The following is a 15,913-nucleotide window of genomic DNA, read 5'->3' on the forward strand; positions in this document are numbered from 1 at the left end:
ACGCCATGTCCACGCTCAAGCCCGAGACCCGGGACAAGCTCAAGGGTGTCAGCACCGCGACGCTCGCCAGCATCCTATACAAGCGCGGGTTGCGGAACCAGTTCATCCAGGACGTGCGGCCGCTGCACCCGCTGAAGGAGAGCATGGTCGGCGAGGCCTTCACGCTGCGCTACATGCCGGCGCGCGAGGACCTGAACGACATGTCGGTTTTCCGCAACCCGGAGCATCCGCAGCGCCGGGCTGTCGAGATCTGCCCGCCGGGCGCCGTGCTGGTGATGGACAGCCGCAAGGATGCCCGCGCCGCCTCGGCCGGCGGCATCCTGGTGACGCGCCTGCAGGCGCGCGGCGTGGCCGGCGTGGTGACGGATGGCGGCTTCCGCGACTCCGCGGAGATCGCCACGCTCGACATGCCCGCCTTCCACAGCCGCCCCTCGGCGCCGACCAACCTGACGCTGAACCAGGCAATCGACATCAACGTGCCGATCGGCTGCGGCGATGCGCCGGTCTTCCCGGGCGACGTCGTGGTCGGCGACAATGACGGGGTGATCATCCTCCCCGCCGCGCTGGCCGACGAGATCGCCGAGGAAGCGGTCGGCATGACCGCCTATGAGGACTTCGTCACCGAGCGCGTCCGCGCCGGCCACACCATCGTGGGCCTCTATCCCGCGACGGACGAGAAGAACCTGGAAATCTTCGCCGAATGGCGGAAGGCCAACGGGCGCTGAGATCCGATCCCCGGAGGAGGCCCGCCTCCTCCGGGAACCACATGGCGGCCTTCAGCGCAGAAAGGCCGAAAGCGCCGAGACGGTGTTCACCCAGCCCAGCACATCCTCCATCCGGGTGGCATCGAAGCCGACCGTCACCGGGTCGAGCCGCTCCGCCGCCGGGATGATGGCGGCGAGATCGGCCAGGGCCGGCGTGTTCAGCACGATCTCCAGCCGATAGGGCGGCGCGACGGTGAAGAGCGCCAGCCGGCGCGTCCGGGCCTCCCGCACTGCCGCCTCCGCCTCGATGCGCAGCCGCTCCCGCGCCAGGGCGGGCGAGATGGCCCGCGCGGCCCGGGCGCCGAGCGCCTGCTTCGTCACGACCCGCCGCGCGTCGAGGAAATGCTCGCCACATTCCTCCGCCGTCAGGTCGTCGCCGGAAATCAGCACCACCGGCACGCCCAGGCTGCCGGCATAGGCGCCGTTGAGCGTCGCCTCGGAACAGGGCTGTCCGTTCAGGCGGATGGCACGGAAGGCGAAGCCGTTCACCGTATGCGCCAGCACGCCATGCCGGCCCGCCCCGGTGTGGTAGCCGGTGAACATCACCCCACCGAAGCTGCCGTCCAGGCCGGCACACATGTTCATCGGCTTGGGCTTGCCCAGGATCAGCTCGGCGCGGGGGTCCAGCAACTCCGGGATAAGGTTGGTCATCGGGCCGTGGGAATCGTTGACCAGCACCTCCGTGGCCCCGCCGGCGAAGGCACCCGCCACCACGGCGCTGACTTCCTCGGTCATCAGGCGCCGGGCGCGCTCGTATTCCGGGTTGCCGGGCTGGCCCTGCTGTGGCGAGACCACGCCGGCCACGCCCTCGATATCGGCGGAGACATAGATCTTCACGCAAGGAACTCCCTGAGCGCGCGACGGTGATGGCCGCGGAAGCCGGTCATCGGCTCCGCGGCGGCCAGCGCATCCAGCACGGCCTCCTGGGTCGCCTCGGCCGCCGCCTGGAAGAGCAGGTCGATCCTCCCCTCGGCCAGGACGCGGCGCGGCAGGAGGTCCGTCTTCGGACTATGCGGGATTCGCTCCGCCGTGGAGAAGGCGAGGAAGATGTCACCGCTGCCATGGCCCCAGAAGGAGCCTGTCCAGGCGATGCCCGCCCCGGCGCGCGTCGCGACGCGGCGGAGCTGCCGGGAATCCAGCGGCACATCCGTCGCGAGCACCACGATCACGGAGCCGCGCTCCGGCACATCCTCGCCACGCGGGTCGATGCGCCGCCCGTCCGGCAGGCGCAGGTCGCCCGCCCGGCCGAAATTGGCCAGGACCAGCGTGCCGAGGTGGAATTCCGTGTCATCCAGGCGGAGCCGCCGCGAGGCGGTGCCGATCCCGCCCTTGAGGCCGAAGCAGCTCATCCCCGTGCCCGCGCCCACCACGCCCGAGGCGAAATCCGGCCCGGCCGCGGCGATGGCGGCCGCCGCATCCTCCGCCGTGACCGCCAGCGCCTGGATGTCGTTCAGGTGCCCGTCATTGCATTCCAGCACCACCGGATTGACCGTGGAGGTGCGCCGCCCGATGCGCGGCTCCTCCGCCACCGCATGCCGGATCAGCGCCTCGGCGCAGGCCGCCACGCCGAAGGTGTTGGTCAGCAGGATCGGCGTCTCGATCTCGCCCAGCTCCTCGACCTGCACGAGCCCGGTGCTCTTGCCGAAGCCGTTCAGCACATGCACGGCGGCGGGGAGCTTCTCCCGGAACAGGCGGCCCCCATGCGGCAGGATGGCGGTGACGCCGGTGCGGATCTCCTCGCCCCGGATCAGCGTGCGGTGGCCGACCGTCACGCCCGGCACATCGGCCAGGCTGTTCCCGCTGCCCGGCGGCAGGCTGCCGCAGGCCAGCCCGAGGTCACGGGCGCGCATGGATGTTCCCTCCGGCCGGGTTGCGGCAGGGAAAGGCCCGCGCAGGCCAGCCATGCGGCACCGCACGCGGCCGTCGGCGTGTCAGGGCATGGCCGGTCTGGCCAAGTTGGAAAGCGGATTGATCCATGGGCCCACCCCTTCTCCGATGCCTATAAGGCTACTCTGCCCAACCCGCCAAATCATTGTCGTTGCACGTTTTTCCAGGATCTCCGCCGTCGGGGTGGGGCGTGTGCCGCCCGGCCCGCCGAGCCGGTTGCCCATGACGACAAAATGACTATTCGATGTTTTGTCCGGAATTTCCGGACAGACTATCCTCAAATCGCCGGATTTTCGCTTCAGTTAGGAAGCTATCTAGACGCCGTCGCGGGTCGGTCACGATCCGCCTGAAGAATAACAAGGACGCCTTTCATGCGTGTTTCCCTTCGCTGCGGCATTGCCCCCCTCCTGGCTGCAGCGATCCTGGCCGTCGCCCCGGTCGTCGCCTCCGCGGCCGAGGGCGGCGGCTACTCCCGCTTCACTGCCGGCTCCACTCCGCGCGATGTCAGTGGCACCGGTTCCTCCGCCGTGCGCGGCATGCCCTCGGCGGACCTGCCGGTGACGAGCGGCCGCTTCGGCGCCACGGTGCTGAACGAAAGCAATGCCGGCTCCTCCGCGGTGGGCGGCGCCCCGCAGGGCAACCCGCCGGTGACGAGCAACAGCTTCGGTGCCACGCCGCTGGATGTCAGCAACAACACCTGAACCGGTTCGGCCCCAGGGGCCGGAAAAGCGGAAAGGGGGCGCCACCGGCGCCCCCTTTTTTCATGCCTTCCTCGTCACCCCTTCCGGGCCCTGTCTCAGCGGCCCCGGCGACCTTGCTGGTAGCCCTGCCGGAAGGCCCGGTCCTGGGCCCGCTCGGACTGGTCCCAGAGATAGCCGCCGGCCGCGCCGGCACCCGCGCCGATCAGCGCGCCCCAGCCGGCATTGCCGCTGAAGGAACCGGCGACGGCACCCAGCGCAGCGCCGCCGGCCGCTCCCGTGCCGACACGGCGCTGCGAGTCGCTCATGCCCTCGCAGGCGCCGAGGCTCCCCAGCGCCAGGAGGGGCAGGACGAAACGGGCGGAACGGAGCGTCATGGTCGTCCTCATGATCAGCGGGCCGGGCGGGTGGAACGGGCAGCGGGCTGCGGGCAGGGATAGGTGGCCTGCGCCCAGCGGAGCAGGCCATCGAGGGCCGGCTCGCTGCCATATTGCGGGTTCTGCTTCGCCCAGTTGGCGAAGGCGATCGCCGACTGCGCCACGGTCGGCGCAGGACTGGGCGGGCAGAACAGCGGAGGCCGCCGCGACGAGGCGGGATGCAGCGCCGCGTGATACTGGCCCGCCGCCGTGAAATAGCCCTGGCAATAGGCGATGGCTTCCAGCCGTTGCACGCCCTGGGTGGTCGGCAGGCAGATCTCGGCGAGATCGGCGGTGGTGCTGACGGCAGTGGGCGTGCCGCTCGCCGATGACTGCGCCATCACGGGCGCCGCGGCACCCAGCATGGCCGCGACGGCAGCCGAAGCGAGGAGGTATCGCATGTGTCCAGCTTCTCCCTGTCCAGGACCGGGGGCAGGCTGCTCCCGGCCAAGCCCGGCACAGCCTGTCGCCCGCCGCCAGGGCTGACAACCCCTGATGGCACCTTGGGGACGTGCGGCCAAGGAGCGGGACGCGGCCTCGCCGGTTCCGGCGGGCCTCAGTCCAGATCGGTCTTCCAGGTGATGTAGAAGCCGACATCGCCCGGCATGCCATTCGGGTAATCCAGGATCACCGGCCGGATGCCGAAGCCACGCGGCGCCAGTTCCCGCTCGTAGAAATCGTAGGCACGCCGCGCAAAGCCGGTGAGTTGCTCCGACCAGGTGTCGAGCCCGCTGGTGATGGAGCGGCCGCTGTCCTTCATCCATTGCGAGGGGAAGTGCAGGACCAGCGCCTCCCGTTCCCCATCCAGCGCGGCCCGCCGGATCATGCCCTGCAGCTTCGTCAACGCATCCGGCGGCAGTTCCCGTTCCTCGAAGGAGCGGCGCAGATCCGACATGCCGGCCTGCTTCTCCTCCTCGGCACGTCTTGCCTCCTCCTCGCGCTCCGCCCGCTGCCGCTCCATCCAGGCGCGGACGCCATCAGCGTCGAAGCCTCCAGAATCGGGAAAATCGCTCACACCCCGTCCTCCAGTCCTGATCGTCATGGCGCCCGGGCATGATCTCGCCGCCAGCAATCGCATCGGCGGCTTCCGGCACATCCGTGCCCGGGGGGAACGGGAAACAGATTGTCCCTGTCGGGCCGGGAAACCAACCGCAGTTCCACGGGCCGGTGCGGACAGATCAGTGAAAACAGGAGGGGAAGTGACCTGATCCATGCCATGAGGCGCACGGGTAGGCGAGGGCTTGAAGAATCAGGGAAGGAATGGTGCCCAGGGGCGGAATCGAACCACCGACACTGCGATTTTCAGTCGCATGCTCTACCAACTGAGCTACCTGGGCACAGCGCTCTTGGCGTGGCGCGGAATTAGCCCAGCCCCCGGCCAGTGTCCAGCCGCCCGCCGCAATCTTTTTGTCGCATCCGGCATGGGGCGGAGGCCGGCATCAATCCTCCAGATCGGGATCGCGTTCCCCGACCGGCTCGCCCGGAATAGCGTAGCTGCCGGTCAGCCAGTGGCCGAGATCGACCTGCCGGCAGCGCGGCGAGCAGAAGGGCCGGTGCGCGGGCACCACCGGGCGGCCGCAGATGGGGCAGCGGGCGCCGCGCTGGGCACGTTCCGGCCTGGTGGCGGAACCCGGCGGGGCAGCGGGCGGGCGGTCAGGCATCCTCGGCGAGTTCCTCTCCGAAAGCGATGGCGGCATCGGGCCGCAGGACCAGGGGCAGCGCGGCCATGGCCTCGAACTCCTCCAGCGCACCGGGCCATTCCCGCAGCGCCGCGAGGACGCGTGGGTGCGCCCGCAGGGCCGGGCGCAGGCCGGGCTGGTGACGGAGCGCGCGCAGCACGCGGCGCAGCGCCGCCAGGCCCAGCGTCAGCGGCATGGGTGGCTGGCCGGTGATCTCGTGTAGCGGTGGATGCACCCGCGTCCGCACGCATTCGATCAGCCCGAGCGCCGTCAGTCCCATGATCCGAAGCTGTGTGTCAGGGCGCGCCGCCTCGCGCAGCGCCGGCAGGAAGGTGCCCCGCGCCTTGGGGGCCATGCCGGCGAGATCGATCAGGATCGGCCCCGCCAGCCGGCGCAAGCGAATCTGCCGCGCCGCCTCGGCCAGCGCGGCCTCGTTCACCCGGGCCTGGGCCGCGCGGTCCCGCCCCGTCGCCGCGCCGGTATCCACGTCGATCGCCACCAGGGCCGGCGTGGGGTGGATCAGCAGCCTGCCGCCGCCCGACAAGGGCACCTCCGGCCGTGCCAGGGCGTCGAAAGCCTCCTCCAGATCCTCGCCGAAGACCGGCTCAGTCGCCAGCGACAGCCGCTCCACCCCCAGGGGGCGCAGCGCCCGAACGGTTTCGGCGGAATCGGTCCGCAGCACGGCTTTCGGAAAGGCCTGCGCCAGGCGCTCCACCGCCGCCGGCCCCGGTTGCAGCAGGCGCGGCGGGCCACGCAGGGGGGAAGGCAGGTCCAACCCCTTCGGCAGCTTGCGGTCCAGCCGGGGCCCCTTGCCGCCCTGCGCGCCACGGACCACGCGCACGGCGATGTGGGTTCCTTCCGAAACCCCTTCCCCACCCTGAACCCCGCCTTGGGCATCGGGCAGGAAGCCGCTCTCCTCCCCCGGCAAGGCCAGGAAGACGCCGGACAGGGCCGGGACGCGGGCGGTGACGCGGCCGACAAGGATGTCGCCCACCCCATCCGGCCGGGCGGGGCGCTCGATCCAGGCCTCCTCCAGCACGCCGTCGCGCAACAGCGCCGTCCGGCGCTCGCCGGGCGAGGCGTTGTGCAGGATCAGCATCTCCGGCATGAGGTGCCTCGCATGGGGCGCGTCAGGGCCGCAGCCATCCCACGCCACGCAGGAGCTGCGCGGTCTCGAACATCGGCAGGCCGACCACGTTTGAATGGCTGCCGGACAGGAAGCGGACGAAGGCCTCGGCCTGTCCCTGGATGGAATAGCCGCCGGCGCAGCCGCGCCATTCGCCACCCTCCAGGTACTGGTCGATCTGGGCACGGGTCAGCCGCTGGAAGGCGAGGATCGTCGTCACCAGCCGCTCCCGCCGCGTCCCACCGGGGGTGACGAGGCAGACGCCGGTGGTCACCCGGTGCCGCCGACCGGAAAGCAGCTCCAGGAAGCGCCGCGCCTCCGCTTCGTCCGCTGGCTTGCCGAGGCAGCGGCGCCCGGCCCCCACCACCGTGTCGGCGGCGAGCACCAGCGCATCCGGCGCGCGGGCGGCGGCGGCATCCGCCTTGCCACGGGCCAGTCGGGCCGCCAGCAGGCGCGGCAACTCGTCCTTGCCGGGGGTCTCGTCGATATCGGCGGGTTCGACCCGGTCGGGCACCACGCCGAACCGGGCCAGGAGATCCAGCCGCCGGGGGCTGGCACTGGCCAGCACGAGCGGCGGCCGCTCCGCCGGGAGGGGCCGTTCCATCGGGGGAACCTCTTCGCTGGCCACCGGCGGGACACGCCGTGTCCGGCGGGTGGTCAGGTCAACGGGATCGGCCAACAGACCGGAACCGGCTCACTTGAACCGGAAGGTGATCCGGCCCTTGGTCAGGTCGTAGGGCGTCATCTCGACATTCACGCGGTCGCCGGCCAGCACGCGGATGCGGTTCTTGCGCATCTTCCCGCTGGTATGGGCCAGGACCATGTGATCGTTGTCGAGCTTCACTCGGAACATCGCGTTGGGCAGCAGCTCGACGACCTGGCCGCTGAACTCGATCATGTCTTCTTTCGACATGCATCCTCTTGGGTTGCGGACGCGCGCGGGCGCGCCCGGGGGGAGCGTGAACGGGGCGGAACATGGTCTTGACGCCCCTTCCGGTCAAGCAAGGACGTCGCGGCAGGGACCAGCCATGCGGCGGGGCCGCAGGAAGTGCCGCAGGGAGTGGCCCGGCTCAGTCCGCCGCCACGCCGTGCGAGCGCAGCAGGAAGAGGCGCACCTCGTGCAGGTCGCGCGCCACGGCGCGGCAGAGGCCGCGCATCTCGTCGGTCGCCTCCAGAAGGTCAGGGACCATCACGGTCATCATCCCGGCCGAGGCGGCGGAACGGACGCCGTTGTGCGAATCTTCCAGCGCCAGGCAGAGTTCCGGCGCCACGCCCAGCCGTTCCGCCGCGCGCAGGAAGGGGTCGGGCGCCGGCTTGCCGGCGGCATAGTCACCCTGCGCCACCACGGCATGGAAGCGCCCGGCCAGCCCGTGCATCCCGAGATGGTGCTCCACCTTGTGGTGCTGGGAGGAGGTGGCGATGGCCCGCGGCAGGCCGAGCCGGTCCAGCGCGTCCAGGATTTCCACCACACCTGTCTTCAGTGCCAGCCGCGTCGCCGCCAGGGATTCGAAGCCCTGCGACCAGGCGGCCCGCAGCCGCGCGACGTCGTCCTCGGAGCCGTAGAGGTCCAGCAGCAGCCTCCAGATGGTGGGCCAGGGATTGCCGACCATCTGCCGGTACAGTGCCTCGCTCACCGGCAGGTTCGTCTCCGCCCCGGCGGAGAACAGCGCCTCCCGGTACAGGGTCTCGCTGTCGAAGAGCAGGCCATCCATATCGAAGATGACGGCGGCGGGGGCTTGAGGCAGCGGCATGAGGCCGGTTTGGCGCCGGGACATGCCCGGCACAACCACGTCTTTCATGGGGCGGACCAACGCCGGGTGCGATGCCCTCCCCTTCGCTGCCAACCCGGGGGCTGCCCTATGGGGCCGCTCGCGCTTGACCCGCCCGGGCGCTTCGCGGCACCCAGGCGCCATGCAGGACCGCGACCCTTCCGCCGATCCCCCGGCCGCCCCGCCGGAACGCCCCCGCGCCGCCACGGAGATCGAGCGGCAGGAGCGCCTTGCCCGGGCGCTGCGCGAGAACCTGCGCCGCCGCAAGGCCCAGGGCCGCGCCCGCGCCACCCAGGAAACGGCACCGGGGACCATGCCGGACGCGGCGGCCGCGAAACCGGAAACCGGTGCCGGAGCCTCTCCAGCCCCCGCCGGGACCGGAGACGGGGACGAGGTGGAGAAACCGGGGACGCGTCCCTGCGCCCGCGCCACCGACTCGGGAGGCTGAACCGCGCGGCGCGCGGTTGCCCCGCCCCGCCCCGGCGGGCTAAGTCCCCGTCCTTCGCCGCCTTTTCCGCCGGACCCGCCTGCCCATGTCGATCATGCCCGATACCTGGATCCGCCGCATGGCGACGGAACACGGGATGATCGAACCCTTCGTGGAGGCGCAGCGGCGGGAGGGCGTGATCTCCTACGGCCTCTCCTCCTTCGGCTACGACGCCCGCGTGGCCGACGAGTTCAAGGTCTTCACCAACGTGGACAACGCGCTGGTGGACCCGAAGCACTTCGCCGAGGACAGCTTCGTCACCCGCCGGGGCGCGACCTGCATCATCCCGCCGAACTCCTTCGCCCTGGCGCATACGGTCGAGTATTTCCGCATCCCGCGCGATGTGCTGGTGATCTGCCTCGGCAAGAGCACCTATGCCCGCTGCGGGCTGATCGTGAACGTCACCCCCCTGGAGCCCGAATGGGAAGGCCAGGTCACGATCGAGATTTCCAACACGACTCCCCTCCCGGCGCGTATCTACGCCAATGAGGGGATCTGCCAGTTCCTCTTCCTGCAGGGCGCGGGGGCGCCCGAGGTCAGCTATGCCGACCGGGCGGGCAAGTACATGCGCCAGCGTGGCGTTGCCTTGCCCCGCCTGTGACCCCGGATGGCTGACGACAGGACGTAGGGAAACAGAGGGGGCTTACACATGGACCGTATTCGTGTGCGCGGGGGCAGGCCCCTGCGCGGCCGCATTCCCATCGGGGGCGCCAAGAACGCCGCGCTGCCGCTGATGGCGGCGGCGCTGCTGACGCCGGAGGAGCTGGTCCTGACCAATGCCCCGGCGCTGGAGGACGTGCGCACCATGGGCAAGCTGCTGGCGCAGCATGGCCTCGCGGTGGAGCACGACACCGGCAGCCGCCGCATCAGCATGTCGGGCCAGGCCACCAACCTGGAGGCGCCCTATGACCTCGTGCGGAAGATGCGCGCGTCCGTGCTGGTGCTGGGGCCGCTGCTGGCCCGCTATGGCCGCGCCAAGGTCAGCCTGCCCGGCGGCTGCGCCATCGGCACCCGCCCGGTGGACATCCACCTCAGCGCGCTGGAGGCGCTGGGCGCCCGCATCGACCTGACCGGCGGCTATATCGACGCCCAGGTGGAGGGACGGCTCAAGGGTGCGCGGGTGGTCTTCCCCAAGGTCTCCGTGGGCGCCACCGAGAACCTGCTGATGGCCGCTGCCCTGGCCGAAGGCACGACCGAGTTGGTGAATGCCGCGCGCGAGCCGGAGATCGGCGACCTCGCGCAGTGCCTGATCGCCATGGGCGCGCGGATCGAGGGCGTCGGCACCGACCGGCTGACCGTCGAGGGCGTGGACAGCCTGCATGCCGCCACCCACCCAATCATCCCCGACCGGATCGAGGCCGGCACCTATGCCTGCGCCGCCGCCATCACCGGTGGCGAGGTGCTGCTGGAGGGTGCCAGCGTCCTTCAGCTCGGCGCCTGCGCCCGGGTGCTGCAGGAGGCCGGCGTGGTGCTGGAGGACCAGCCGGGCGGGCTGCATGTCCGCCGCCTGAACGGGCTGCACGGCGTGGACGTGATGACCGAGCCCTTCCCCGGCTTCGCCACCGACATGCAGGCCCAGACCATGGCGCTGATGTGCGTGGCCGACGGCGCCTCGATGCTCACCGAGACGATCTTCGAGAACCGCTTCATGCACGTGCCGGAGCTGACCCGCATGGGCGCCCGGATCAACGTCCATGGCTCCTCGGCCATCGTGCGCGGCGTACCGAAGCTCTCCGGCGCCCCGGTCATGGCCACCGACCTGCGCGCCTCGGTCTCGCTGATCCTGGCCGGGTTGGCCGCCGAGGGGGAGACGGTGGTGAACCGGGTCTATCACCTCGACCGCGGCTACGAGTCCGTGGAAGCGAAGCTGGCGGCGGTGGGCGCCGAGATCGAGCGCCTGCGGGACTGACCGGGGGGCTCCGTGACGGGGCCGGCCGCCCTCCGCGCGGCCGAGTCCTGCGTTTTGGGCGCTTGCGCCCCGGGCAGGGCCTGGGACATAGGCGCCGCCATGGACCTTCCGCTTCCCGATGCCGCGGGTTTCCGCGATGCCGAGACCGGGCTCGTCATGGCTCTGCCCAAGGGGCGGATCCTGAAGGAGCTGACGCCGCTGCTGGCGAAGGCCGGGCTGCATCCGGAGCCGGACTTCTCCTCCGAATCCAGCCGCAAGCTGCGCTTCGCCACCAATCATCCGGGGCTGGACGTGATCCGCGTCCGCTCCTTCGACGTGGCGACCTTCGTGGCCTTCGGCGCGGCGCAGATCGGCGTCTGCGGCGCCGACGTGCTGATGGAGCACGATTACCCGGAGATCTACGCGCCCCTCGATCTGCGCATCGGCGCCTGCCGCGTCAGCGTGGCCGAGCCGGTGGAGCGCGCCGCGACCGACGATCCCAGCCGCTGGAGCACCGTCACCGTCGCGACGAAGTACCCCCGCATCGCCGCCCGGCACTTCGCCGCCCGGGGCGTGCAGGCGGAGATCGTGCACCTGAACGGGGCCATGGAGCTCGCCCCCTCGATGGGCCTGTCCCGGCTGATCGTGGACCTGGTGCAGACCGGTGGCACGCTGAAGGCCAATGGCCTCGCGGAGACCGAGGTCATCGCTCCCGTCACCTCCCGCCTCATCGTCAACCGCACCGCGCTCAAGACCGAGCCCGAGGCCATCGGCGCCTGGATCGCCCGGTTGCGGGCGGCCCTGGAGGGTTGACGCGAAGGGTTGAAGCCGGGCGGGCTTTGCCTGTAGGCCTCGCGCGCGTGGTTCACGAGAGGGCGTCGCCCTCTCGCGCTCTCCCACGAGGAACCTGAGGTTCCTCGACCTCCCATTCGTTTGGTTTGGCCTGGCTGGCAGGGGGCGTGGCCCCCTGCCAGCCAGGCCAACGCAAGGCGGGGTCCGAGGTCCGCGGGGTCTCCCCGTGGAGGGTGCGGGAGGCTCCCCTCGCGGGCCACGCGAACCGCCATGGCTAAGGACCCACCCGCATGAAGCGCCTCGACACGCGCGACCCGCAATTCGCCCCCGAGTTCGAAGCCCTGCTCGACACGGCACGGGACACGACCGCGCGGGTGGACGGGCCGGTGGCCGGGATCATCGCCCGGGTGCGGGCGGAAGGCGACGCGGCGCTGCTGGACCTCACCGCGCGCTTCGACCGCTGGACTCCCTCGGGCATCGGGGCGCTGCGGGTCAGCGCGGCGGAGGTGGCCGAGGCCAAGTCCCGCTGCCGGCCGGAGCTGCTGGCGGCGCTGGACGTGGCGGCGGAGCGGATCGAGCGCTTCCACGCCGCGCAGATGCCGCATGACATGGTCCTGCCCGAGGATGGCATCATGCTCGGCATGCGCTGGAACGCGGTGGACGCGGCCGGCCTCTACGTTCCCGGCGGCAAGGCGGCCTATCCCTCCTCGGTGCTGATGAACGCCCTGCCCGCCCGCGTCGCGGGGGTGGGGCGTGTGGTGATGACCGTGCCGACCCCGGATGGCGAGATCTCGCCGCTGGTTCTGGCCGCCGCCGACCGCGCCGGCGTCACCGAGATCTGGCGCATCGGCGGGGCGCAGGCCGTGGCCGCCCTGGCCTGGGGCACCGCCTCGATCCGGCCGGTGGACAAGATCGTCGGCCCCGGCAACGCCTATGTGGCGGAGGCCAAGCGCCAGGTCTTCGGGCGGGTGGGCATCGATTCGATCGCCGGCCCCTCGGAGGTCGTGGTGCTGGCCGACGGGGCGCAGGACCCGGCGCGGGTGGCCATCGACCTGCTGGCCCAGGCCGAGCATGACGAGGCCGCCCAGGCCATCCTGATCACCGACAGCGCAGCCATGGCCGAAGCCGTTGCCATCGCCGTGGAGGATGCCCTCCGCAGCCTGCCGCGCGAAGCGATCGCCCGCGCCTCCTGGGAGGCGCATGGTGCCATCCTGTTGGTGCGGGACTGGGAGGAAGGCGTGGCGCTCTGCGACCGGCTGGCGCCGGAGCACCTGGAACTGCTGGTGGAGAAGCCGGAGGCGCTCTTCGCCCGCATCCGCCATGCCGGGGCGGCCTTCCTCGGCGGCTGGTGCCCGGAGGCGCTGGGGGACTACGTGGCCGGGCCGAACCATGTCCTGCCCACCGGCCGCACCGCCCGCTTCGCCTCCGGCCTCAGCGTCTATGACTTCCTGAAGCGCACCACCTGGGTCTCCGCCACCGAGGCCGGGCTGCACCGCATCGGCCCCGCCGCCGTCACCCTGGCGGAAGCCGAAGGGCTGGGCGCCCATGCCCGCAGCATCGCCATGCGGCTGGGGCAATAGGCATCGTCCGGGTGGGGCGGTTCAGTAGGTTCCGGATGTACCGGGGCCTTTCGGCCTCGGCCCGCCCCGCATCGCCGCCACCGTCGCCTGCGCCCCTGCCGCCATCAACCTGGCGTCGGAGGCCACGGTGACGAAGCGGAAGCCCTTCTCCACCATGCGCAGCGCGTATTCCGCCGTGCCGTTGTGGATGCAGGGCACCACGCCGTGCTCCTTCGCCTTGGCCAGGATCATCTCGATGGCCTCGACCACCGGTTTCTCCTCCTGGTCGAAGCGCGGCGTGCAGCCCAGGGCGAGGGAAAGGTCGGCGGGGCCGATATAGACGGCGTCCAGCCCCTCGACCGACAGGATCTCTTCGAGATTGTCGAGCGCCTGGCGCGTCTCGATCATCGCCAGGCCGAAGACCGTGTCATTGGCGTGCTTCGCATAGTCCGGCCCGGCATGCAGCAGCGCACGGATCGGACCGAAGGAGCGCATGCCGCGCGGCGGGTAGCGCAGCGCGGAGACGAAGAGTTCCGCATCGGCGCGGGTGTTGATCATCGGACAGATCACGCCATAGGCGCCGGCGTCGAGCATCTTCATGATGATGCCAGGGTCCAGCCAGGGCACACGCACCATGGGCGTGGTTTCCGTGGTGGAGATTGCCGTCAGCATCGACACGGCGGCGGCGTAGTCCACCACGCCGTGCTGCATGTCGATGGTGAGCGAATCCCAGCCCGCATGCGCCATGGTCTCGGCGGAAAAGACGTTCGGGATGGCGAGCCAGCCATTCACCACCGCCTCGCCCCGGCTCCACAACGTCCTGACCCTGTTCTCCCGCACGGCCGCTCTCCCTCTGTCGCTCTCCGGTGCCGGACTCGCCGGCCCTGACGGCAGAATAGAGCAGATCGCCGTTCAGGCCGGCAGCAGCGCGCTATGGGCCCGGGCCAGCGCATCGCGTGCGGCCACCAGGGCGGCCAGGGAGCGCCGTCCGGCCACGAGCGCGGCGCGCTCGTCCTGGCCGATCTCGGCCATCTGCTCCTCCACCGATTCCACGCCTTCGGCGAGCTGCCCGTGCATCTCCTCCAACCGCTCGCGCAGTGCCGTGCGCTCGTCATAGCCGAGCACGCCACGGCGCCAGTCCTCCACGATGGTCTCGACCTCCCGCCGCACGCGATCGGGCGCCGCGCCCTTGCCCGCCAGTTCCGCGAGCCGCGCCAGGGCCTGGCGCTCCGGCGCCTGAGGCGCGCCCTGCCGATTCCCAGCCATGGGTCTCTTTCCCTTCCGGCCCGATATCCCGGCGGCATATTAGTTCATGATGTGTTCCTGTTGAAGCACCTTTGGCTGTGCTTCGGAGGCAGGCCGGTCACGGGCATGGGAGCCATCCCCGCTTTTCCTGCGGTGAGCCGCCGGGCGGGGCTTGCCCTGCCTGCCGTCTGCGGTTAAGGAGCGCCCACCCCGCGATTGCTGCTGTAGCTCAGGGGTAGAGCACTCCCTTGGTAAGGGAGAGGTCGAGAGTTCGAATCTCTCCAGCAGCACCATCGCATCTCATTGATTTCCTTGGATGCACCGGAGATAGCCTCTCGTCTTCGGAGACATGTTTTCTAGGTCAGATGCCTAGAAAATGTCGGATCGTTCCGCGCCGGTAATGCCGACGACTGCCCATTCCATCATCGCGCACTTGTGATCTTAACCAAGCGAACGCGGGTTGGCGTCCAGTCGGTGGCGCCACCGTTCCTCAGCCTCGCTGGGGCCATTCGCCATCTCGCGGATCAGATCCCAGTCCTCTGCCGGGATCAGCCCAATCGCTACCGCTTCCGCGCCACCCTCAAGAAATCCGAGCCGGTGCTTCTGGCAGAACAAGCTGACCCGGAGGTACGAGCCGAACAGGCGGTCGGCCTCTGCTTCGAGGGCCTGGCGCGCAGGGGTGGGGTGGTTCGTCATGGCAACGGAATGCTGCCAAGTCCGCATGTTGCGACGCAACAGAAAACCGCCCGAGGACAGTGCCCCGGGCGGTGAAGTCGGGTAGTTTAGGGATGGACGAAGCCTAGACGTATTGGGTGCATCGCAGCAAGATCGGATGACGCAACCGGGGTCGCCAGGATCTGACCTATGCCGAGCTTCCGATTGGTGCCTCTCCCGTCCCTCCTTGATGACCCGGACTGGCGTGCCAGCACCAGGCAAGGGATAGTCAGGATCGTGGCGAGTGATGAAGAGCAAGCCCGGGCAAAAGTCTCCGAGGTGCTGGCCACTGCGGCCAAGCCTGGCAAGCCCGGTGAGCGGGTTCCGACTTCACCATGGGAGCAGCCACGGCTGGTGGGGGTGATCCGTCTGGAAGATGGAGAACCCTTCCTGGAAGACGAGATCTTCCTGGCGCCGGAGGCCTGAACGCAAAAACCGCCCGGAGCCGAAGCCCCGAGCGGTTTGCTGTAACCCAGAACGGCTACCCTTTATGTCGCCGCCTGGAATGGACGCGGCCCTTTCGGGTTTGCCCGCTATCCAATGACGACCTGAGCGTACTTCCAAGCGTCTCGAAAGACCCAAGGAGCAGAGGCCCAGGCCCACACTCTGCACCCTCATCCAAGCCGCATGCCCGGTGAGACAGAGCTCGGGGTGTTCTCCCCGATGGAGAAATCCCCGACAGCATGCTGAGCGGGGGTGCCAAGGACATAGACGGGAGACCCGCTTAGGTCCCTGGCGTTGCAACTGTCGCTGCGGGCCGGTGGGATTTGAACCCACGGCAGGGCGGTTTTCCGCGGTCCTACCCTGCTCCCGTGCACGGGTGGCATAAGCCCCTCGCCCACGGCCCGCAGACCCGCAAACCTAGCAAAATCCGTGCGCTAGGGCAAGG

The 15,913-nt window shown here is 70.3% G+C and carries 21 protein-coding genes and 3 tRNA genes; 9 read left to right on the forward strand and 15 right to left on the reverse strand.

Annotation, left to right across the window (positions count from 1 at the left end):
• The first annotated feature begins 5 nt into the window (after positions 1 to 5).
• On the forward strand, positions 6 to 725 hold the full coding sequence (locus RGI145_RS12270; protein WP_075798573.1) for a ribonuclease activity regulator RraA: 720 nt from the start codon (positions 6 to 8) through the stop codon (positions 723 to 725).
• A 51-nt stretch (positions 726 to 776) separates the two neighbouring features.
• Here the strand turns inward: RGI145_RS12270 and RGI145_RS12275 are convergent, their stop codons facing one another.
• Together RGI145_RS12275 and RGI145_RS12280 are read right to left on the reverse strand one after the other, a co-directional pair.
• Positions 777 to 1,601: a M55 family metallopeptidase gene (locus RGI145_RS12275; protein WP_075798574.1), complete on the reverse strand. Its 825-nt coding sequence runs from the start codon at positions 1,599 to 1,601 to the stop codon at positions 777 to 779.
• On the reverse strand, positions 1,598 to 2,614 hold the full coding sequence (locus RGI145_RS12280) for a DmpA family aminopeptidase (protein ID WP_075798575.1): 1,017 nt from the start codon (positions 2,612 to 2,614) through the stop codon (positions 1,598 to 1,600). Before RGI145_RS12280 ends, RGI145_RS12275 begins: the two co-directional genes overlap by 4 nt.
• Before the next feature lie 408 nt (positions 2,615 to 3,022).
• Between RGI145_RS12280 and RGI145_RS12285 the strand changes: the two genes are divergently transcribed.
• A complete protein-coding gene (locus tag RGI145_RS12285) occupies positions 3,023 to 3,352 on the forward strand; it encodes a hypothetical protein (protein ID WP_075798576.1) in 330 nt (109 codons plus the stop codon).
• 95 nt (positions 3,353 to 3,447) lie between these two features.
• On the opposite strand, the gene RGI145_RS12290 is transcribed toward RGI145_RS12285, so the two are convergent.
• The 9 genes from RGI145_RS12290 to RGI145_RS12330 all read right to left on the reverse strand — a co-directional run bounded on the left by RGI145_RS12290 (position 3,448) and on the right by RGI145_RS12330 (position 8,345).
• On the reverse strand, positions 3,448 to 3,726 hold the full coding sequence (locus RGI145_RS12290) for a glycine zipper domain-containing protein (RefSeq protein ID WP_075798577.1): 279 nt from the start codon (positions 3,724 to 3,726) through the stop codon (positions 3,448 to 3,450).
• 14 nt (positions 3,727 to 3,740) lie between these two features.
• Positions 3,741 to 4,166, reverse strand: coding sequence for a Rap1a/Tai family immunity protein (locus RGI145_RS12295; RefSeq protein WP_075798578.1), 426 nt, complete (start codon positions 4,164 to 4,166; stop codon positions 3,741 to 3,743).
• A gap of 155 nt (positions 4,167 to 4,321) precedes the next feature.
• The gene (locus tag RGI145_RS12300) at positions 4,322 to 4,780 is read right to left on the reverse strand and encodes a hypothetical protein (RefSeq protein WP_156878507.1); all 459 of its coding nucleotides are present in this window, start codon (positions 4,778 to 4,780) and stop codon (positions 4,322 to 4,324) included.
• Positions 4,781 to 5,026: 246 nt separating this feature from the next.
• Positions 5,027 to 5,102 (reverse strand) — tRNA-Phe (locus RGI145_RS12305).
• A gap of 102 nt (positions 5,103 to 5,204) precedes the next feature.
• On the reverse strand, positions 5,205 to 5,426 hold the full coding sequence (locus RGI145_RS12310; RefSeq protein ID WP_075798580.1) for a DNA gyrase inhibitor YacG: 222 nt from the start codon (positions 5,424 to 5,426) through the stop codon (positions 5,205 to 5,207).
• Positions 5,419 to 6,552: a ribonuclease E/G gene (locus RGI145_RS12315; RefSeq protein ID WP_075798581.1), complete on the reverse strand. Its 1,134-nt coding sequence runs from the start codon at positions 6,550 to 6,552 to the stop codon at positions 5,419 to 5,421. The genes RGI145_RS12310 and RGI145_RS12315 overlap by 8 nt, the downstream gene beginning before the upstream one ends.
• A gap of 22 nt (positions 6,553 to 6,574) precedes the next feature.
• Positions 6,575 to 7,174, reverse strand: coding sequence for a Maf family protein (locus RGI145_RS12320; RefSeq protein WP_075798582.1), 600 nt, complete (start codon positions 7,172 to 7,174; stop codon positions 6,575 to 6,577).
• A 90-nt stretch (positions 7,175 to 7,264) separates the two neighbouring features.
• Positions 7,265 to 7,483: a translation initiation factor IF-1 gene (gene infA / locus RGI145_RS12325; protein ID WP_026033499.1), complete on the reverse strand. Its 219-nt coding sequence runs from the start codon at positions 7,481 to 7,483 to the stop codon at positions 7,265 to 7,267.
• A 157-nt stretch (positions 7,484 to 7,640) separates the two neighbouring features.
• The gene (locus tag RGI145_RS12330; RefSeq protein ID WP_237183060.1) at positions 7,641 to 8,345 is read right to left on the reverse strand and encodes an HAD family hydrolase; all 705 of its coding nucleotides are present in this window, start codon (positions 8,343 to 8,345) and stop codon (positions 7,641 to 7,643) included.
• Positions 8,346 to 8,481: 136 nt separating this feature from the next.
• Between RGI145_RS12330 and RGI145_RS12335 the strand changes: the two genes are divergently transcribed.
• From RGI145_RS12335 to hisD, 5 genes are all read left to right on the forward strand, one after another.
• On the forward strand, positions 8,482 to 8,787 hold the full coding sequence (locus tag RGI145_RS12335; RefSeq protein ID WP_075798583.1) for a hypothetical protein: 306 nt from the start codon (positions 8,482 to 8,484) through the stop codon (positions 8,785 to 8,787).
• 85 nt (positions 8,788 to 8,872) lie between these two features.
• On the forward strand, positions 8,873 to 9,427 hold the full coding sequence (gene dcd, locus RGI145_RS12340; protein WP_019462748.1) for a dCTP deaminase: 555 nt from the start codon (positions 8,873 to 8,875) through the stop codon (positions 9,425 to 9,427).
• A 48-nt stretch (positions 9,428 to 9,475) separates the two neighbouring features.
• Positions 9,476 to 10,735, forward strand: coding sequence for a UDP-N-acetylglucosamine 1-carboxyvinyltransferase (gene murA / locus RGI145_RS12345; RefSeq protein WP_075798584.1), 1,260 nt, complete (start codon positions 9,476 to 9,478; stop codon positions 10,733 to 10,735).
• A 99-nt stretch (positions 10,736 to 10,834) separates the two neighbouring features.
• Positions 10,835 to 11,527: an ATP phosphoribosyltransferase gene (hisG, locus tag RGI145_RS12350; protein ID WP_075798585.1), complete on the forward strand. Its 693-nt coding sequence runs from the start codon at positions 10,835 to 10,837 to the stop codon at positions 11,525 to 11,527.
• A 269-nt stretch (positions 11,528 to 11,796) separates the two neighbouring features.
• The gene (gene hisD / locus RGI145_RS12355) at positions 11,797 to 13,086 is read left to right on the forward strand and encodes a histidinol dehydrogenase (protein ID WP_075798586.1); all 1,290 of its coding nucleotides are present in this window, start codon (positions 11,797 to 11,799) and stop codon (positions 13,084 to 13,086) included.
• Positions 13,087 to 13,107: 21 nt separating this feature from the next.
• Here hisD and RGI145_RS12360 read toward each other — a convergent pair whose 3' ends face one another.
• Together RGI145_RS12360 and RGI145_RS12365 are read right to left on the reverse strand one after the other, a co-directional pair.
• Positions 13,108 to 13,905, reverse strand: a complete 798-nt coding sequence (locus RGI145_RS12360; RefSeq protein WP_075798587.1) for an HpcH/HpaI aldolase family protein — start codon at positions 13,903 to 13,905, stop codon at positions 13,108 to 13,110.
• Positions 13,906 to 13,977: 72 nt separating this feature from the next.
• On the reverse strand, positions 13,978 to 14,331 hold the full coding sequence (locus RGI145_RS12365; protein ID WP_027280583.1) for a hypothetical protein: 354 nt from the start codon (positions 14,329 to 14,331) through the stop codon (positions 13,978 to 13,980).
• Positions 14,332 to 14,528: 197 nt separating this feature from the next.
• On the opposite strand from RGI145_RS12365, the gene RGI145_RS12370 reads away from it, so the two are divergent.
• A tRNA-Thr gene (locus tag RGI145_RS12370) sits at positions 14,529 to 14,603 on the forward strand.
• 148 nt (positions 14,604 to 14,751) lie between these two features.
• On the opposite strand, the gene RGI145_RS12375 is transcribed toward RGI145_RS12370, so the two are convergent.
• A complete protein-coding gene (locus RGI145_RS12375) occupies positions 14,752 to 15,006 on the reverse strand; it encodes a hypothetical protein (protein WP_075798588.1) in 255 nt (84 codons plus the stop codon).
• 255 nt (positions 15,007 to 15,261) lie between these two features.
• On the opposite strand from RGI145_RS12375, the gene RGI145_RS12380 reads away from it, so the two are divergent.
• Positions 15,262 to 15,450 carry a hypothetical protein gene (locus tag RGI145_RS12380; protein ID WP_156878508.1) on the forward strand — a complete coding sequence of 63 codons (189 nt, stop codon included), beginning with the start codon at positions 15,262 to 15,264 and terminating at the stop codon, positions 15,448 to 15,450.
• A gap of 326 nt (positions 15,451 to 15,776) precedes the next feature.
• On the opposite strand, the gene RGI145_RS25065 is transcribed toward RGI145_RS12380, so the two are convergent.
• Positions 15,777 to 15,872: transfer RNA gene (locus RGI145_RS25065), tRNA-OTHER, on the reverse strand.
• Positions 15,873 to 15,913: the final 41 nt, after the last annotated feature.

Origin of the sequence: Roseomonas gilardii (assembly GCF_001941945.1) — a bacterium.
Taxonomy (GTDB): domain Bacteria; phylum Pseudomonadota; class Alphaproteobacteria; order Acetobacterales; family Acetobacteraceae; genus Roseomonas.